Origin of the sequence: Roseovarius sp. D22-M7, from assembly GCF_037083785.1 — a bacterium.
Lineage (GTDB): Bacteria > Pseudomonadota > Alphaproteobacteria > Rhodobacterales > Rhodobacteraceae > Roseovarius.
The window spans coordinates 93,937-110,667 of sequence record NZ_JBAPKY010000002.1 but is presented as its reverse complement, the minus strand read 5'-3'; the positions used below and the strand labels follow the sequence as shown (position 1 = coordinate 110,667).

Here is a 16,731-nt window from a genome sequence, read left to right as displayed (position 1 = left end):
GCGCTATCCGTCCAGCGCCGCGGCGACGGCGGTGCTGATCCGGTCCGCGTCGGCGCGGGGCAGGGCGAGGTATTTCGCCCCCAATTGTGCGGCAAGCTGCGCCGAGGCGTCGCCGGGGCGGTTCGCGGTATCGATCACCATACCCGCGAGGCCCTGCGCGCGCATCTGCCCTGCGACCTGCGCCACATCCTCTGCCGCGCGCGCGCGGCCTCCGGCCCCGTCGAGCGCCACGTTCGCGCGCCCGTCGGTCAGCAGCGCCAGCGCCGGGCTGAGACCCTGGCCAAGCGCGCGGTGCCCGAGGGCGAGCGCCGCGTTCAGCCCCGCGGCCAGCGGCGTGCCGCCGCCGCCGGGCATGGCTGCCAGCCGCCGCTTGGCCTGCACCAGCGACCGTGTCGGCGGCAGAACCAGCTCTGCCCCGGTGCCGCGAAAGACGATCACGGCGACCTGGTCGCGGCGCGCATAGGCCTGCACCAGCAGCAATTCGACCGCGCCCTTTGCCTCGGCCAGCCGCGCCATCGCCGCGGAGCCGGAGGCGTCCACGGTGAAGATCAGCAGCCGGTCCGAGCGGTCCTCGAACCGGCGCAGATGGATGTCGCGCGGATGGATGATGACGCGGCGCGCCGATGTGTGGCCGTCGCGCTGCGCGGCGCGCAGGCGCTGCCACGGGGCGGCGGCGCGCAGGGTGGCGACCACGTCGATCCGCGACCGGCCATCGGGGGTTCCGGGGCGCGAGGGCAGGGGGCGGCCGCGCCGGTTGCCCTTGCGCCGGCGGCCCGCGCCGGTACCCGAGGCGGCTTGGCGCGCGGGTTTCCGGCCGGTCACGCCGTCGAGCAGCGCGGGCGGCAAAAGCGCGCGCACCGCCTCGACCAGCATGTCGTCAGGAATGCCGCCGCCGTCGTCGTCGCCGTCTTGCGCCTCGTCTTCGGGCGCCTCTTCCGTGGTCTCGTCGCGGTCCTGGTCGGGCGGGGTCTCTTCGGGCGCGTCGGGCTCTGCCTCCTGCGGCACCAGCGTGGCGCGGGCGGGATAGACCAGTTCGGCGGCCTCGCGCAGGTCGTCGGCAGAGAGCGTGTCGCGCCCGTCCAGCGCCGCGATCGCCATTGCCGCCCGCAGGGCCAGCCGCGGCGCGCGCAGGCTGTCGATGCCAAAGCGCAGGGCCAGTGCGACAAGCGCCGTGATGTCGTCGGTCGAGGGGCGCAGGCGGGGCAGGTGCGCCCGCGCGGCATCGAGATCGCCGGGGGCGGGCAGCATGATCCGCGCCGACCGGTAGCCTGTGTCGTCGAGATCGACGTGAAACGCCAGCCGATCGGTCAGCGCCGCCGGGGCTGCCTCGTCCGCGTCCAGCCCCTCGTCGAGCAGGATCAGACTGTGACCGCGCCCGGCGTCCAGAAGCTGCCCCAGCCGCGCGGCGAGCCCGGGCGGGCAGCGTTCGGCCATCGGCAGGATCAGCGTCGCCGGCGTCTCTGCCAGGCCCTTGTCCATCACCAGGCGTCCCTCGGCCAGCGTGGCGGCGATGTCGGGCCCGCCGAAAAGCTGGGTGTCCGACAGGTCGGGATGGATGCGTCGCTGTGGCCCCGGCAGGCGGTCGAGCGCGCGCTCGAAGGTCTGGCGCACCGGACCCGTCCGGGCGCGCAGGGTCAGCCCGGTCAGCCCGACGGGATCCACCGCCAGAAGCGTCAGCGCGCGCAGGCCGCGTTGCCACGCCGAGGGGGGCGCGTCGCCGGACATCTCGTCAGGAACCTCGGGGGTCATCCCAGCACGTCCGTCACCGTCCGCGCGACCCGCGCGCCCGCCCCGGCCTCGTCCAGCGGATCGCGGCGAAGCCGGTGACTGAGCGCCAGTGTCGCCACCTGCCGCAGGTGATCGCGGTCGAGCCGTTCTGCCCCCTCGAAAGCCGCCAGCGCGCGGGCGGCGCGCAGCAGCGTCAACTCGCCGCGCAAGCCATCAGCCCCGAGCGCCACGCAAAGCCGCGCGCAGTCGCGCAGCACGTCGTCGCCCGCATCGAGGGCCTTGATGCCCTCGCGCGCCGCGACGATACGGCTGCGTATGTCTGCATCCGCGCCCTGCCAGTCGCGCATCATCCTTTCGGGATCGGTGTCGAAGGCGTCGCGGCGGCGGATCACCTCGATCCGCTCCTCGATATCGGTGGGCGAGGCGACCTCGACCGACAGGCCGAACCGGTCCAGCAGTTGCGGCCGCAATTCGCCCTCTTCGGGGTTGCCCGAGCCCACCAGCACGAAGCGCGCCGGGTGGCGGATCGACAGGCCCTCGCGCTCGACCACGTTCTCGCCCGATTGCGCCACGTCCAGCAGCAGATCGACGATGTGATCCTCGAGCAGGTTGACCTCGTCTATATAGAGATAGCCGCGATTGGCGCGCGCCAGCAGCCCCGGCTCGAACGCCTTGACGCCCTGCGACAGCGCCCGTTCGATATCCAGCGCGCCGGTGACGCGATCCTCGGTCACCCCGAGCGGCAGGTCGATCACCGGGGTCGGACGCTCATGCGTGGCGGTGGTGGTGATGCCCACCCAGTCGGGGCAGTCCGCGGGGGTGGCTGCGTTCACCGGACAGCCCGTCACCACGGTGATCGGCGGCAGCAGCGCGGCGAGCGCGCGCACGGCGGTCGATTTCCCGGTGCCGCGATCGCCAAAGACCAGCACCCCGCCGAGGCGCGGCTCGATCGCAGTCAGGATCATCGCCAGCTTCATCTGTTCCTGCCCGACGATGGCCGAAAATGGAAAAGCCTTGTTCATGTCGTTCCTTCGAGTTGGTCGAGGGGGCGTGTGCCGTGCCACGTGCCGCGCGCGTCGATCACGCGAAACCGTGCGTAAAGCTCCTCGCGGAACCAGTCGCCCCGGCGCACGGCCTCGATGGCGCGGGCATGCGGGCCGCTGTGGCGCGCGAAGCGGTTCATGCTGGCCGCGTCGGGCCAGATCGAGAAGGTCACCTGGTGCAGGAGCGGCACCTCGCCGATGCCGATCTTGAAGGCGACGTCGGGATCGGCGCCGATCACCGCGCTGATATCCGGCACCCGCCGCCAGAAGCGCAGCGCGGCCGATGGACGCACCGTCGCCCGGGTCAGCACGGCGAGGGGGCCTTCGGGGGTGTCGTCCGGTGGCGCGAACGGTGGCGCGAACGGGGCGCGCCCCGACCACGCGCCGCGCGCCGAGACGGGCGTCAGGAACACGGTCCAGTGCTCGGCCGCGCGCCGCTTGTACCGCTTGAATATCGCGGCGTGCGCGGTGCGGTCTCGGGCGGTGCCGGGGTCTGGCCAGGTGGCGAGGATCGCGTAGACGCCCCAGTTGGGCCGTGGCGTGAATCCCTCGCCGGTGCCCGTACCGCACAGTTTCCAGAACCCGATCCCCGCGACCCGCGGCATCGACAGGCGCGCAAGCCCCATCATCCCGAGCGCCCAGAGGCGATCGGACCACGTGTCGAAGCGAAAGAAGCTGAGGCTGACGGTCTGGATCGGATCGCTCCTGCAGCGGTTTGGGTGACATGACAATGACATGCCTGCGCCGTCAAGAAAAGGCTTCAAAGCGGATTGTCAACTTAACTGGACAGGTGTACGGTATTCAAATGTTGACACGTATTGACCCCGAGCTTTCGGACGCGGCGGCGAAGGCGGTTGCGCCCCACGCCGTCATCATCGGGGCCGGCCTTGGCGGGCTGGCCTCTGCCATGCGACTGGGGGCGAAAGGGTATCGCGTCACGGTCCTCGACCGGCTTGACAGCCCCGGCGGGCGCGGCTCGTCGATCACCCAGAACGGGCACCGGTTCGATCTCGGGCCGACCATCGTGACCGTGCCGCAGCTTTTCCGCGATCTGTGGACCGCCTGCGGGCGGGATTTCGACGCGGATGTCGACCTGCGCGCTCTCGACCCGTTCTACGAGATCCGCTGGCCGGATGGCAGCCATTTCACCGCGCGGCAGGACGATGCGGCGATGCGTGCCGAGGTGTCGCGGCTGGCGCCCGACGACCTGAAGGGCTACGAGAAGTTCCTCGCCGATGGCGAGCGGCGCTACTGGGTCGGGTTCGAGGATCTGGGGCGGCGGTCGATGCACAAGGTCCGTGACCTGATCAAGGTGCTGCCGACCTTCGCAATGCTGCGCGCCGACCGGTCGGTCGCCGCCCATGCCGCGATGCGCGTCAAGGACGAGCGGCTGCGCATGGCGCTGTCGTTTCATCCGCTCTTCATCGGCGGCGATCCGTTCAACGTCACGTCGATGTACGCGCTGGTCAGCCATCTCGAAAAGGCGTTCGGCGTGCATTACGCGATCGGCGGCGTCGATGCCATCGCCCGCGCCATGGGCCGGGTGATCGAGGATCAGGGCAGCCTCGTGCGGCAGGGTGCCGAGGTCGACGAGATCCTGATAAAGGACGGGCGCGCGCGTGCCGTGCGGCTGACCGGGGGCGAGATCGTCACCGCCGATATCGTGGTGTCGAACGCCGATGCCGGGCACACCTACGACCACCTGCTGCGCAATCATCGCAAGCGGCGCTGGACGCCGGCCAAGCTGAAGCGCGCGCGCTGGTCGATGGGGCTGTTCGTGTGGTATTTTGGAACCACCGGCACCGCCGACAAGTGGGCCGATTGCGGCCATCACACCATCCTCAGCGGTCCGCGCTACAAGGGGCTGGTGCGCGACATCTTCCGCACCGGCAAATTGGCCGACGACATGAGCCTGTACGTTCATCGCCCCAGCGTGACCGATCCCGGCGTCGCGCCCGAGGGCGGCGACACCTTCTACGCGCTCAGCCCGGTGCCGCATCTTGGCCATGCCGACCCTGTGGACTGGGCCGCGATGGCCGAGCCCTACCGCGAAAAGGTGCAGGCGATCCTCGAGGACCGGCTGTTGCCGGGGCTGGGCGATCACCTGTCGGCCTCGACCGTGTTCACGCCCGAGACGTTTCGCGACCGGTATCTCAGCCCGCATGGCACCGGGTTCTCGATCGAGCCGCGCATCCTGCAAAGCGCGTGGTTCCGGCCGCACAATGTCAGTGAAGAGGCGCGGGGGCTGTACCTCGTGGGCGCGGGCACGCATCCCGGCGCGGGCCTGCCCGGCGTGATCTCCAGCGCCGAGGTTCTGGGCCAGATCGTGCCCGAGCCGCAACAGGTGCACCAAGGATGATCGATCCGCGCGACATGGAGCATTGCGTCGAGGCGATCCGCCACGGGTCGCTGTCGTTTCACGCCGCCTCGAGGCTGCTGCCGCGGCGGCTGCGCGATCCGGCGCTGGCGCTGTACGCGTTCTGCCGTCTGGCCGACGACGCGGTCGATCTGCAGGCCGCCAAGGCCGATGCCGTACTGGCGCTGCACGACCGGCTGGACAGGGCCTATGGAGGCACTCCGCGCGACGCCCCCGAGGATCGCGCCTTTGCCGCCGTGATCGACGAATTCGGCATGCCCCGCGCGCTGCCCGAGGCGCTGCTGGAAGGGCTGGCCTGGGACGCCATGGATCGCCGCTATGCCAGCCTGTCGGACCTGCGCGCCTATTCGGCGCGCGTGGCGGCGGCCGTGGGGGCGATGATGTGCGTGCTGATGCGGGTGCGCGATCCCAACACGCTGGCGCGGGCCTGCGACCTGGGCGTCGCGATGCAGCTGACGAATATCGCCCGCGACGTGGGCGAGGATGCGCGCGAGGGGCGGCTTTACCTGCCCACCGACTGGATGCACGAGGCCGGGGTTCCGCCCGAGGAGTTCCTGCGCGACCCGCAAGCGACCCCCGCGGTGCGCGCCATGGTGCGCCGCCTGCTGCGCGAGGCCGATGACCGCTACGCGTGGTGCGATGCGGGCATCGCCGAATTGCCGTTATCCTGCCGGCCGGGGATTTTCGCGGCGCGCCACATCTATGGCGGGATCAACCGACGGGTACGGGCCGGCGATCACGACACGATCACCCGCCGCGCCCGCACCACCGGCCGGCAGAAACTGGGCTGGCTGATCCTTTCGTTCCTGCGCTGCGCGGGGACCGTGGCGATGCCGCGCTCGCCCATGCTTTATGCGCGTCCGCTGCCCGAGACGGCGTTCCTGGTCGAGGCGGCGGGCGATCCGCATGCCGGCGCCTCGGATTGGAGCGATACGCTTTACCGCACGATGGCGCAGCTCAAGACGCAGGACCGGAAGACAAGCCCGGCATTGCTTCGGACAGGATGACGGGCTAGGTACGTTCGCATGATATGGATCTGCTTCGCGATATTTCTGGCGGCCTGCTTCGCGGCAGGTTCGACCGGCGGGCTGTTCCCGCCGGGCCAGTGGTACGAGGCGCTGAAAAAGCCGTGGTTCACCCCGCCGAACTGGCTGTTTCCGGTGGCGTGGACCACGCTTTACATCTGCATGGCGACCGCCGGGGCGCGGGTCGCGGTCAGTCCCGATAACTCCATTGCGATGGCGTTCTGGTCGTTGCAAATCGCGCTCAACGGACTGTGGACGCCGGTCTTCTTCGGCCTGCGGCGGATGAAGCTTGGGCTGATGGTGCTCAGCGGTCTCTGGGCCTCGGTCGCCCTGACCATGCTGGCGCTGTGGCAGGTGGACTGGATCGCGGGCGTCCTTTTCGTGCCCTACCTCGTCTGGGTGTCGGTCGCGGCCTGCCTGAATTACTCGGTCTGGAAGCTCAACCCCGAGGCAGAGGCCGCGTCCGGAACGGCGGGTTAATCGGCGAAGCGCCAGCCCTTGCGGCGCGGCACGCGCACCGCCAGCATCGGTTTCAGAAGCTGTGACCGAAACCGCGTGAGGTCGAGCGCCTCGTGCACGCCCACAGTCTCTTCCCCGTTGATCCGGGTGCGCACCGCCGACCGTGAATAAAAGGGCGCATCCAGCATGCCTTGCACCTGCCTTGGCTGGTATCCCCGGTCGGCCCGCGTGTCGCGGGCCACGGCCCAGAGGCTGCGCCGCATCCGCGTCTTCGGCGGGGGCGTGACGGCGCAGGCATGACCTGCGCTATCGAACTCCACGCCAACGCCAAGCGTGCTGCCATCCAGCCGCGTCGCGTCGTAGAAGCAGGTGCTGCCATGGCGCGTGGGAAAGCGGCCCCAGGTCCAGTAGCTGAAATCCTGTTCCAGCGCGCGGGTACCGAAATTGGCGTCGAAATAGCCGTGCCCGTCCCATTGCCAGCCGGCAGCATTCAGATCGACCTCGATCTCGCAGGTCGGGGCAAAAGGCCGCCAGACGTGGCTGCCATCGGGGGTCAGTGGCATCTCGACCGAGGTCAGCGCAGAGGGCGTCACCCGGATGCTGCCGCGTACCCGCGAGATGATGGGGGGCGACGAGATCTCGTCGATGTCGATCACCAGCGCGCCATCCTGCCACCGCATCGCCGACGGGCCGATGGTCAGCGCGGTTTCGCTTTGTCGCAGCGCCGCGCGGCCCCGGTCGGTCATCGTGAAGCGCCCGCCCGGCCCGTAGGTGGCGACGTTCATGCAGACATGGTTTTCGGGCGCCTTGCGTCCCGACCACGCGTACCAAGGCGAAAATACCGACCCTATGAACGCGATGACGCTGATCGCGCGGCGCCCGTCGGTGCTGAGCCCGTCGATGTACCACCAGGCATAGCCGTTTTCCGGGACGTCGAGATTGAAGTTCGGTCCTGCATGATCGCTGCGACCGCGTGCCGGCCGGAGAGGGCCGCCATCGGCACCCCCGCCCCCGGGTGCGTCCCGCCCCCCGCGAGGTAGAGCCCCGGGATCGCCGTGCGCGCCGTCGGGCGCTTGAAGGCCGCCGTCATGCCATGCGGGCTCTGCCCGTAAAGGGATCCGTCCGACGCCGGAAACAGCCGGTCGAACCCCGCGGGCGTCGTCAGCGCCGCCGCCTCCGGTGTCGGATCGAAGGTCAGCCCGAAGCGCGCCAGCGTCCGGAAGGTGCGTGTCTGGCATTGCTCGTGGTCCTCTTTGTGGGGGGCGTCTTGCAGGGGCGGTGCGTTGGCGATGATCTCGAACCGCTCCGGCGCGCCGGAGGGGCCTGGCTGGCCGCGATCCTGCGCGCAGACGTAAAGCGTCGGGTCGGGAACGAGCGCGCCGCGGTCGAGCGCGTCGAATTCGGATTTCGGATCGTCGCGGAAGAACACGTTGTGATGCGCGAGATCCGGCCCTTGCGGCGTGGCGGCGAAGGCCCAGACCTCGGCCGACAGGCTGCGCGGCGCGGCGCGCGTTTGCGGTGCGACATGCGCGCAGTCGGGGCCGAGGGCGCCGGTGGCCAGCGCCTTGGGGTCGCCGTTGAACAGGACCGTGTCCGCGGGGATGCGCGTGCCGTCGGCGAGGAGGACCGCGCGTGTGCCGTCCTGCGGCGTGGCTTCGATCCGCTCGACATGCGCGCCGAACCGGAATTCGGCCCCCCGCGCCTGGGCCAGATCCTGCAATGCGCAGGCCAGCCGGTGCATGCCGCCATGCACCACCCAGACGCCGGCGGCCTCGGCCTGCCAGATCAGCGCCAGCAGGCCGGGCACGTGATAGGGCGAGCCGCCGACATAAGTGGCGTAACGGCCGAAAAGCTGCGCAAGGCGCGGATCGTCGAAGCTGTGATTGAGGACATCCGCAAGGGTCGACAGCGGCGCCATGGGGCGCAGCAGGTGCGGGTTGCGCATCACATGCGCCGCCAGCCCCGGCAGCGAGGGCGCGGGCGCCTGCATCACCGGCGCGTCGAACCCGTTGAAAAGGGTCCGGGCGCGCGCCGAGAATGTACGAAACTGCGCCGCCGCCCGAGACCCGGCGAAGGCGCGGATCGCCTCGGCGCTGTCGTCTTCGGTGTCGTGCAGGTCGAGGCGGCTGCCATCGGGCCAGAAATGCCGCGCAAGGATGCGTTGCGGGATCAGCGTGAGATGATCCTCCAGCCGCTCGCCAAGATCATGAAACAGCTCATCGAAGACGCCGCGCAGGGTCAGCACCGTGGGGCCGGCATCCACCGGCCCGGCCGCCGAGGGCAGGCTGCGCATCTTGCCGCCGGGCGTGGCATGGCGTTCCAGCACGAGGACGCGCGGCCCGTGATGCGCCAGCCGCGCCGCGGCGCAAAGCCCGGCGATGCCGCTGCCGACGATCACGACGCGGACGTTGTCATCCCTGCTGCGTGTCATATCTGTTCCCTGCCGTCATGGGTTGAGTGTTGACTCGACAGCCCTGACTGTCCAGTGTAATTTACACATTGAGTGTCCGATGATATGGACATGGCGGATCAGGAGATTTTGGAATGCACATGACCGACCGGATCGAAGCGGCAGTGTCGCAATCCATTGCCCGGTCGCGCGGCGACGCGGCGCCCGCACGCCTCGGCGAGGCGCTGAGATATGCGACCGGGCCCGGGGGCGCGCGGATCCGCCCGACGATCCTTCTGTCGGTGGCCGGGGCCTGCGGCGATGACCGGCCGGAATTGTCGGATGCCGCCGCGACCGCGCTTGAACTCATACATTGTGCCAGCCTCGTGCATGACGATCTGCCCTGTTTCGACGATGCCGATACGCGGCGCGGCAAACCGTCTGTTCACAAGGCCTTTTCGGAACCCCTGGCGGTCCTGACCGGCGACAGCCTGATCGTGCTGGCCTTCGAGGTGCTGGCGCGGGCGACGGTGACCGATCCCGAACGGGGTGCCGCGTTGCTCATGGCGCTTGCGCGGCGCACCGGGATGCCGGATGGCATCTGTGCCGGGCAGGGCTGGGAAAGCGAGGCGACGGTCGATCTGGCGGCCTATCACCGCTCGAAGACCGGCGCGCTGTTCATCGCCGCCACGGAAATGGGGGCCATTGCCGCCGGGCATGACCCGGAAAACTGGCACGATCTCGGCGCGCTGATCGGCGAGGCGTTCCAGGTCGCCGACGATCTGCGCGACGCGGTGCTGGATGCCGACACGCTCGGCAAACCGGTCGGGCAGGACGCGCTGCACGACAGGCCGAACGCGGTGGCCGAGCTGGGCGTCGCGGGCGCGGCGGCCCGGCTGTCGGACATTCTGGCCGGCGCCATCGCGTCGATCCCGTCCTGCCCGGGCGAGGCGCAACTGGCCCGCATGGTCCACGCGCAGGCCGAACAGATCATCCCGACCGTTCCCGCCAACAGCCGGGTCTGAGGCGACCCGGTGGCGTCGCACGACCCGCCGCGACGGCGCGGGGTCGTTCCTTTTACATGGCTCAATCGTCTCGTGGCGCGCGCCGATGTGCAGCGGATCGCGGCGCGCTTGCCCGTGGGGCGCACCCTCGCGCGGCGTGACGGCGCCGAAATCTTCGATCTTGTTCAAGGCTTTGTGCAATCGGGTGTGCTGTCGGCGCTGATCGAGCTGCGCATCCTGCACCGCTTGATGGACGGCCCGCGTGCCGCGGCGGACATGGCCCCGGCCAGCGGCATCGCTCCGGACCGGATGGAGATCCTGTTGCAGGCCGGCGCCGCCATGGGGCTGCTCAGGCGGCGACGCGACGGACGGTTCCGGATCGCGCGCAAGGGTGCCGCGATTCTCGGCGTGCCGGGCCTCGAGGCGATGATCGGGCACCATCACGTGTTCTACGACGACATGGCGGATCCCGTGGCGCTGCTGCGCGGCGAGGGCGAAACCGGGCTGGCGAAGTTCTGGCCCTATGTGCATGGCGCGGGTGGCACCGTGTCGGAAGAGGACGCCGCGCGTTATTCCGACCTGATGGCGCAATCGCAGGCGCTGGTCGCCCAGGACACCCTGGGCATGATGTCCCTGCGGGGGGCGCGGCGCCTTTTGGATGTGGGCGGCGGATCGGGCGTCTTCGCCGCCGAGGTCGCCGCGCGCTACCCCGCGTTGCAGGTGAGCGTCCTCGACCTGCCCGAGGTGATTCCCGGGGCCGAGCGCCGGCTCGCGGGGCTGGGCCTCGGGGCGCGGATCACTTGCGTGCCGGGTTCTTTCCGCGACGAGCCCTTGCCGGACGGCGCGGACGTGATCTCTTTGATCCGGGTGCTCTACGACCATGACGACGCCACCGTCGCGGATCTGCTGGCCAAGGTCCTTGCGGCGCTGCCGCCGGGCGGGCGATTGATCGTGTCCGAGCCGATGTCGGGCGGGGTGCGGCCCGATCCCGCCTGCGACGTCTATTTCGCGTTCTACACCATGGCCATGGGCACCGGGCGGACGCGGTCGGCGGCCACCATCGGCGCGATGTGCCGCGCGGCCGGGTTCGAGCGGATCCGGATCCCGCGCCCGCCACGCCCCTATGTCACCAGCGCCCTCAGCTGCGTGAAACCCGGCTGATCTCGGTCTTGAAATTTGGTGTAAACAAAACTTGACAGTATAAGCTGTGTAAGTAGACTTACATTCAAGGGGTCGCCGTTTTTACTGAGTCTTTTCGACCAGCGGCCGACCAGAGACGGAGACGCCAATGCAGACCCGCGCTGTCTTCTTGAACGGTCCCGAGGATCTTCGACTGGACACCCTCGCGCTCAAGGCGCCGGGCGACGGCGACCTTGTGGTCGACATTGCGTATTCCGGAATTTCCACGGGCACCGAAAAGCTGTTCTGGTCGGGGCGCATGCCGCCGTTTCCGGGCATGGGCTATCCGCTGGTGCCCGGCTACGAGGCTGCGGGCGAGGTGGTCGAGGCCGCGCCGGGCACCGGTTTCAAGCCCGGCGATCATGTCTTCGTGCCCGGCGCCGACTGCTTCGACGGGGCCTTCGGCCTGTTCGGGGGCGCCGCGGGGCGTCTGGTGACCGATGCAGGCCGCGTGACGCGGATCGATCCAGGTGCTGGCGCCGAGGGTGCGCTTCTGGCGTTGGCGGCGACGGCGCGGCACGCGATGGCGGGCCTCGATCGCGCGGTGCCGGACCTGATCATCGGGCACGGCGTCTTCGGTCGGCTGCTGGCACGGCTGACGATCGCCGCCGGCGCGCCGGCGCCCACCGTCTGGGAGATCGAGCCGGGCCGCCGCGCCGGTGCCGAGGGCTACGAGGTCATCGACCCCGCCGACGATCCGCGCCGCGACTATGGCGCGATCTACGACGCGTCGGGCAATGCCGCGATCCTCAACGACCTGATCGGCCGCATCCGCAAGGGCGGCGAGATCGTGCTGGCGGGGTTCTATTCCGAGAGCTTGAGCTTCGCGTTTCCGCCGGCCTTCATGAAGGAGGCCCGGTTTCGCGTGGCCGCGGAATGGACGCGCGACGACCTGGCCGCCACCGCGGCGCTGGTCGAGAACGGCGCGCTGTCGCTGGCCGGGCTGATCACGCACAGGGCCCCCGCCGAACAGGCCCCCGACGCCTATCGCATGGCGTTCGAGGACCCCGCCTGTCTGAAAATGATACTCAACTGGAAGGAAGCAGCGTGAAGGACGACGTGCCAAATCTCAAGGATTTCGATCAACGCCTGCGCGACGAAGCGCATGAAGATCTGGCCGATGTGATCCATCAGGGCGAGCCAACACAGAAGACGCAGATCATCGCGATCTACGGCAAGGGCGGGATCGGCAAGAGCTTCACGCTCGCCAATCTCAGCCACATGATGGCCGAGCAGGGCAAGCGCGTGCTGCTGATCGGTTGCGACCCGAAATCCGACACCACCTCGCTGCTGTTCGGCGGCAAGGCGTGCCCGACGATCATCGAGACCTCGACCAAGAAGAACCTCGCCGGCGAGCCGGTAAAGATCGGCGACGTCTGCTTCAAGCGCGGCGGCGTCTTCGCGATGGAGCTGGGCGGGCCGGAAGTGGGCCGCGGCTGTGGCGGGCGCGGCATCATCCACGGGTTCGAGCTGCTGGAAAAGCTTGGTTTTCACGACTGGGATTTCGATTACGTGCTGCTGGATTTCCTCGGCGACGTGGTCTGCGGCGGCTTCGGCCTGCCGATTGCCCGCGACATGGCGCAGAAGGTGATCCTTGTGGCGTCGAACGACATGCAGTCGCTTTACGTGGCCAACAATGTCTGCTCGGCGGTGGAATATTTCCGCAAGCTGGGCGGCAATGTCGGTGTCGCCGGGCTGGTGATCAACAAGGACGACCAGTCCGGCGAGGCGCAGGCCTTTGCCAAGGCGGTGGACATCCCCGTGCTGGCCGCCATCCCCGCCGATGACGACCTGCGCAAGAAATCCGCGAACTACCAGATCGTCGGCACCGCCGACAGCCAGTGGGGCAGCCTGTTCGCCGGGCTGGCCGAGCAGGTGTCCGAGGCGCCGCCGGTGCGGCCGTCGCCGCTGGATCAGGACGGTCTGCTGGGGCTTTTCGACAGCAAGGATACCGGCGGCGATATCGTGCTGGAACCGGCCACCGACGAGGACATGCGCGGCAAGTTCTCGAAGCCGCAGAAGAGCCTGGAGGTGGTCTATGATGAGGCCTGAGCCGGCCGAGGTCAGCCGCCCGACATGGCGCGAGCGGTCCGTCGAGCACGGATCGCGCGACGTGCGCGAGATGCTGGCGCAGGCCCGCCCCGACCAGATCCTGCGGCTTCTCGACGACATTCGCACCTGCGAGCCATCGGATTACCCGAGGGGGACGGCATGAGCGACGAAGTGAGATATGACGGCGCCGCCGAGGCCGAGGTCATCAAGGCCGCCCCGGACGAGACGGCGACGGACATGCCGGACGCGGCCAGCGTCGATACCGGCCTGGGCTGTCATTCCGGGGCCGAGATGGAAAAGGCCGCCCGCATGGCGGGCCAAAGCGAGATCCTCGACCAATACGCGAAGGATTATCCGCAAGGCCCGCATGACAAGCCGCAAAGCATGTGCCCCGCGTTCGGGTCGCTTCGGGTGGGCTTGCGCATGAAGCGCGTGGCCACGGTGCTGTCGGGCTCGGCCTGCTGCGTCTACGGGCTGACCTTCGTCAGCCATTTCTACGGCGCGCGCCGGTCGGTGGGCTACGTGCCCTTCAATTCCGAATCGCTGGTCACCGGCAAGCTGTTCGAGGATATCCGCGACAGCGTGCACGAGCTGGCCGATCCCGACCGCTATGACGCGGTGGTGGTGACCAACCTGTGTGTGCCCACGGCCAGCGGCGTGCCGCTGCGGCTTTTGCCACGCGAAATCAACGGCGTGCGGATCGTCGGCATCGACGTGCCGGGATTCGGCATCCCCACCCATGCCGAGGCCAAGGACGTGCTGGCCGGTGCGATGCTGAACTACGCGCGCCAGGAGGTCGAAGCCGGCCCGGTGCCTGCCCCCGAAGGCGGTGTCTCGGACCGCCCGACCGTCACCCTGCTGGGCGAGATGTTCCCCGCCGATCCGATGATGATCGGCCGGATGCTGGACCCGATGGGCCTGGCCGTCGGGCCGGTCGTGCCCTGCCGCGAATGGCGCGAGCTTTACGCCGCGCTCGATTGCGGGGCGGTTGCGGCCATCCACCCGTTCTACACCGCCGCGATCCGCGAATTCGAGGCTGCGGGCCGGCCCATCGTCGGCAGCGCGCCCGTGGGCCGGGACGGCACCGCCGCCTGGCTGGCCGGGATCGGGGATGCGTTCGGCCTGCCCGCTGACAAGGTCGCCGCGGCGCAGAATGCCGTGCTGCCGGAGATCGAGACCGCGCTGAGTGGCGCACCGGTCAAGGGCACCATCACGCTGAGCGGCTACGAGGGCAGCGAGCTTCTGGTCGCGCGCCTGCTGATCGAAAGCGGCGCGGATATTCCTTATGTCGGCACCGCCTGCCCGAAGACACCGTGGTCCGAGGCCGATGCAGACTGGCTGCGCGCGCGTGGCGTGACGGTGAAATTCCGCGCCTCACTGGAAGACGATTGCGCGGCGATGGAAGGCCTGAAGCCGGATCTGGCCATCGGCACGACGCCCGTGGTGCAGAAGGCCAAGGAACTGGCGATCCCGGCGCTTTACTTTACCAACCTCATCTCGGCGCGGCCGCTGATGGGGCCGGCGGGGGCCGGCAGCCTTGCCGAAGTGGTCAATGCCGCCATCGCGGGCCGCGAACGCATGGAGAACATGCGCGCCTTTTTCGAGGGCGTCGGCACCGGCGATACCGCCGGCGTCTGGGAAGGCGAGCCGAACATCCGCGAGGATTTCCGGGCGCTGAACCAGAAGAAGATCGACAAGCAAAAGCGCGCCGCCAAGGCGCAGGAGATGATCTGATGCTGATCCAGGATCATGATCGGGCCGGCGGCTACTGGGGCGCGGTCTACGCCTTCTGCGCGGTCAAGGGATTGCAGGTGGTGATCGACGGCCCCGTGGGCTGCGAGAACCTGCCGGTCACGAGTGTCCTGCACTATACCGACGCGCTGCCGCCGCATGAATTGCCCATCGTGGTCACCGGGCTGGGCGAGCACGAGATGGGATCGGGGACGGAAGAGTCTATGAAGCGCGCCTGGGGCGTGCTCGACCCGGCGTTGCCCGCGGTGGTGGTCACCGGATCCATCGCCGAGATGATCGGCGGGGGCGTGACGCCACAAGGCACCAATATCCAGCGCTTCCTGCCGCGCACCATCGACGAGGATCAGTGGCAGGCCGCCGACCGCGCGATCACCTGGCTGTTCAGCGAATTCGGCATGACCAAGGGGCGGATGCCGCCCGAGAAGAAACGCGCCGAGGATGCAAAGCCCCGCGTCAATATCCTGGGTCCGATGTACGGCACGTTCAACATGCCCTCGGATCTGCACGAGATCCGCCGCCTGGTCGAGGGGATCGGGGCCGAGGTCAACATGGTCATGCCTTTGGGCACGCACCTCGCCGAGATGCGCGACCTGGTGAACGCGGATGTCAATATCTGCATGTATCGCGAGTTCGGTCGCGGTCTGGCCGAGGTGCTGGGCAAGCCCTACCTGCAGGCGCCGATCGGCGTGGAGAGCACGACGCTGTTCCTGCGCAAGCTGGGCGATCTTCTGGGCCTCGATCCCGAGCCGTTCATCACCCGCGAGAAGCATTCCACGATCAAGCCGGTCTGGGATCTGTGGCGCTCGGTCACGCAGGATTTCTTCGCCACCGCGAATTTCGGGATCGTCGCGAACGAGACCTACGCGCGCGGCATCCGCAATTACCTCGAGGGTGATCTTGGGCTGCCCTGCGCCTTCGCCGTGGCGCGCTGCGCCGGCACCAAGACCAACAACGAGGAAGTGCGCGCGCTGGTGGCGCGCGAGCGGCCCATCATCCTGATGGGGTCGATCAACGAGAAGATGTACCTTGCCGAGTGCAAGTCCGGGCACGGGCCGCAGCCGTCCTTCATCCCGGCAAGCTTTCCCGGCGCCGCGATCCGCCGCGCCACGGGCACGCCGATGATGGGCTACGCGGGGGCGACGTACCTGTTGCAGGAAGTGTGCAACGGGCTGTTCGACGCGCTGTTCCACATCCTGCCGCTCGGCTCGGAGATGGACGCGGCGCAGGCCACGCCGACGCCGCTGCGCCGCGATTTCCCGTGGGACGCCGACGCGCAGCGCGAACTCGACCGCGTGGTCGCCGGGCACCCCGTGCTGACCCGAATTTCCGCCGCCAAGACCCTGCGCGACGCCGCCGAGGACGCAGCATTGCGTCAGGGCGACGAGCGCGTGGTTCTCGAAACCGTTCAAGCCGTGTCGCCCGCCGGGGCGGCGCCCAATCCATCCCAGGAGGAGGACCTCAAATGACCGACATGACATCGAACCCGCCGCAGCGCGCCCGTGCCGGCCGCCCGCGCAGCGCGGAATACCACCTGTATTTCTTCGTCATCTTCTTCGTGGCGATCCCCTTTGCCAGCGTGCGCTGGATCCGCGACGTGATCCGGTACCGGACCCTCAACCTGCGCGGCCCGCTGGCGCGCGCGTGGCTCGAGTCGGACCGCGTGACGCCGATGATCTTTTCGGTCTGAGGGCATGGCCCCCGGACCGATCTCCGAAACTGCCTG

16 protein-coding genes are annotated in these 16,731 nt (G+C 69.1%); 11 read left to right on the top strand and 5 right to left on the bottom strand.

The window, feature by feature from the left end; all coding sequences use genetic code 11:
- Positions 1 to 3: 3 nt before the first annotated feature.
- From V8324_RS01560 to crtA, 3 genes are read right to left on the bottom strand one after another with little or no spacing between them, the layout of a single operon-like run.
- Positions 4 to 1,749, bottom strand: coding sequence for a magnesium chelatase subunit D (locus V8324_RS01560; RefSeq protein WP_336418150.1), 1,746 nt, complete (start codon positions 1,747 to 1,749; stop codon positions 4 to 6).
- Positions 1,746 to 2,750, bottom strand: a complete 1,005-nt coding sequence (gene bchI, locus V8324_RS01555; RefSeq protein WP_336418149.1) for a magnesium chelatase ATPase subunit I — start codon at positions 2,748 to 2,750, stop codon at positions 1,746 to 1,748. The genes V8324_RS01560 and bchI overlap by 4 nt, the downstream gene beginning before the upstream one ends.
- Positions 2,747 to 3,508 (bottom strand): spheroidene monooxygenase, encoded by a 762-nt coding sequence (gene crtA / locus V8324_RS01550; protein ID WP_336418148.1) that lies wholly within the window; start codon positions 3,506 to 3,508, stop codon positions 2,747 to 2,749. Before crtA ends, bchI begins: the two co-directional genes overlap by 4 nt.
- 68 nt (positions 3,509 to 3,576) lie before the next feature.
- Between crtA and V8324_RS01545 the strand changes: the two genes are divergently transcribed.
- The 3 genes from V8324_RS01545 to tspO are packed head-to-tail and all read left to right on the top strand — an operon-like array spanning position 3,577 to position 6,653.
- Positions 3,577 to 5,130, top strand: a complete 1,554-nt coding sequence (locus V8324_RS01545) for a phytoene desaturase (RefSeq protein ID WP_336418147.1) — start codon at positions 3,577 to 3,579, stop codon at positions 5,128 to 5,130.
- Positions 5,127 to 6,155, top strand: coding sequence for a 15-cis-phytoene synthase (gene crtB, locus V8324_RS01540; RefSeq protein WP_336418146.1), 1,029 nt, complete (start codon positions 5,127 to 5,129; stop codon positions 6,153 to 6,155). Before V8324_RS01545 ends, crtB begins: the two co-directional genes overlap by 4 nt.
- An 18-nt stretch (positions 6,156 to 6,173) precedes the next feature.
- Complete coding sequence (gene tspO / locus V8324_RS01535; RefSeq protein ID WP_336418145.1) at positions 6,174 to 6,653, top strand: tryptophan-rich sensory protein TspO; 480 nt, start codon at positions 6,174 to 6,176, stop codon at positions 6,651 to 6,653.
- Here the strand turns inward: tspO and crtC are convergent.
- Both crtC and crtD read right to left on the bottom strand, forming a co-directional pair.
- Positions 6,650 to 7,534 (bottom strand): carotenoid 1,2-hydratase, encoded by an 885-nt coding sequence (gene crtC / locus V8324_RS01530; protein WP_442970442.1) that lies wholly within the window; start codon positions 7,532 to 7,534, stop codon positions 6,650 to 6,652. The two genes, tspO and crtC, sit on opposite strands and share 4 nt — an antisense overlap.
- The gene (gene crtD / locus V8324_RS01525; protein WP_336418143.1) at positions 7,480 to 9,063 is read right to left on the bottom strand and encodes a 1-hydroxycarotenoid 3,4-desaturase CrtD; all 1,584 of its coding nucleotides are present in this window, start codon (positions 9,061 to 9,063) and stop codon (positions 7,480 to 7,482) included. The genes crtC and crtD overlap by 55 nt, the downstream gene beginning before the upstream one ends.
- 113 nt (positions 9,064 to 9,176) lie before the next feature.
- Here crtD and V8324_RS01520 point away from each other — a divergent pair, with 113 nt between their 5' ends.
- The 8 genes from V8324_RS01520 to pufQ all read left to right on the top strand — a co-directional run bounded on the left by V8324_RS01520 (position 9,177) and on the right by pufQ (position 16,695).
- Entirely contained in the window at positions 9,177 to 10,046 is an 870-nt protein-coding gene (locus V8324_RS01520; RefSeq protein WP_336418142.1) for a polyprenyl synthetase family protein, read from the top strand.
- Between the two features lie 9 nt (positions 10,047 to 10,055).
- On the top strand, positions 10,056 to 11,186 hold the full coding sequence (locus V8324_RS01515; RefSeq protein ID WP_336418141.1) for a methyltransferase: 1,131 nt from the start codon (positions 10,056 to 10,058) through the stop codon (positions 11,184 to 11,186).
- A 127-nt stretch (positions 11,187 to 11,313) separates the two neighbouring features.
- Positions 11,314 to 12,255 carry a chlorophyll synthesis pathway protein BchC gene (bchC, locus tag V8324_RS01510; protein WP_336418140.1) on the top strand — a complete coding sequence of 314 codons (942 nt, stop codon included), beginning with the start codon at positions 11,314 to 11,316 and terminating at the stop codon, positions 12,253 to 12,255.
- Positions 12,252 to 13,256: a chlorophyllide a reductase iron protein subunit X gene (locus V8324_RS01505; RefSeq protein WP_336418139.1), complete on the top strand. Its 1,005-nt coding sequence runs from the start codon at positions 12,252 to 12,254 to the stop codon at positions 13,254 to 13,256. The genes bchC and V8324_RS01505 overlap by 4 nt, the downstream gene beginning before the upstream one ends.
- Positions 13,246 to 13,419, top strand: coding sequence for a hypothetical protein (locus V8324_RS01500; RefSeq protein WP_336418138.1), 174 nt, complete (start codon positions 13,246 to 13,248; stop codon positions 13,417 to 13,419). The genes V8324_RS01505 and V8324_RS01500 overlap by 11 nt, the downstream gene beginning before the upstream one ends.
- Positions 13,416 to 14,990, top strand: coding sequence for a chlorophyllide a reductase subunit Y (gene bchY, locus V8324_RS01495; protein ID WP_336418137.1), 1,575 nt, complete (start codon positions 13,416 to 13,418; stop codon positions 14,988 to 14,990). The genes V8324_RS01500 and bchY overlap by 4 nt, the downstream gene beginning before the upstream one ends.
- Positions 14,990 to 16,474, top strand: a complete 1,485-nt coding sequence (gene bchZ, locus V8324_RS01490) for a chlorophyllide a reductase subunit Z (RefSeq protein WP_336418136.1) — start codon at positions 14,990 to 14,992, stop codon at positions 16,472 to 16,474. The genes bchY and bchZ overlap by 1 nt, the downstream gene beginning before the upstream one ends.
- Positions 16,471 to 16,695 carry a cytochrome PufQ gene (pufQ, locus tag V8324_RS01485; protein ID WP_336418135.1) on the top strand — a complete coding sequence of 75 codons (225 nt, stop codon included), beginning with the start codon at positions 16,471 to 16,473 and terminating at the stop codon, positions 16,693 to 16,695. Before bchZ ends, pufQ begins: the two co-directional genes overlap by 4 nt.
- Positions 16,696 to 16,731: the final 36 nt, after the last annotated feature.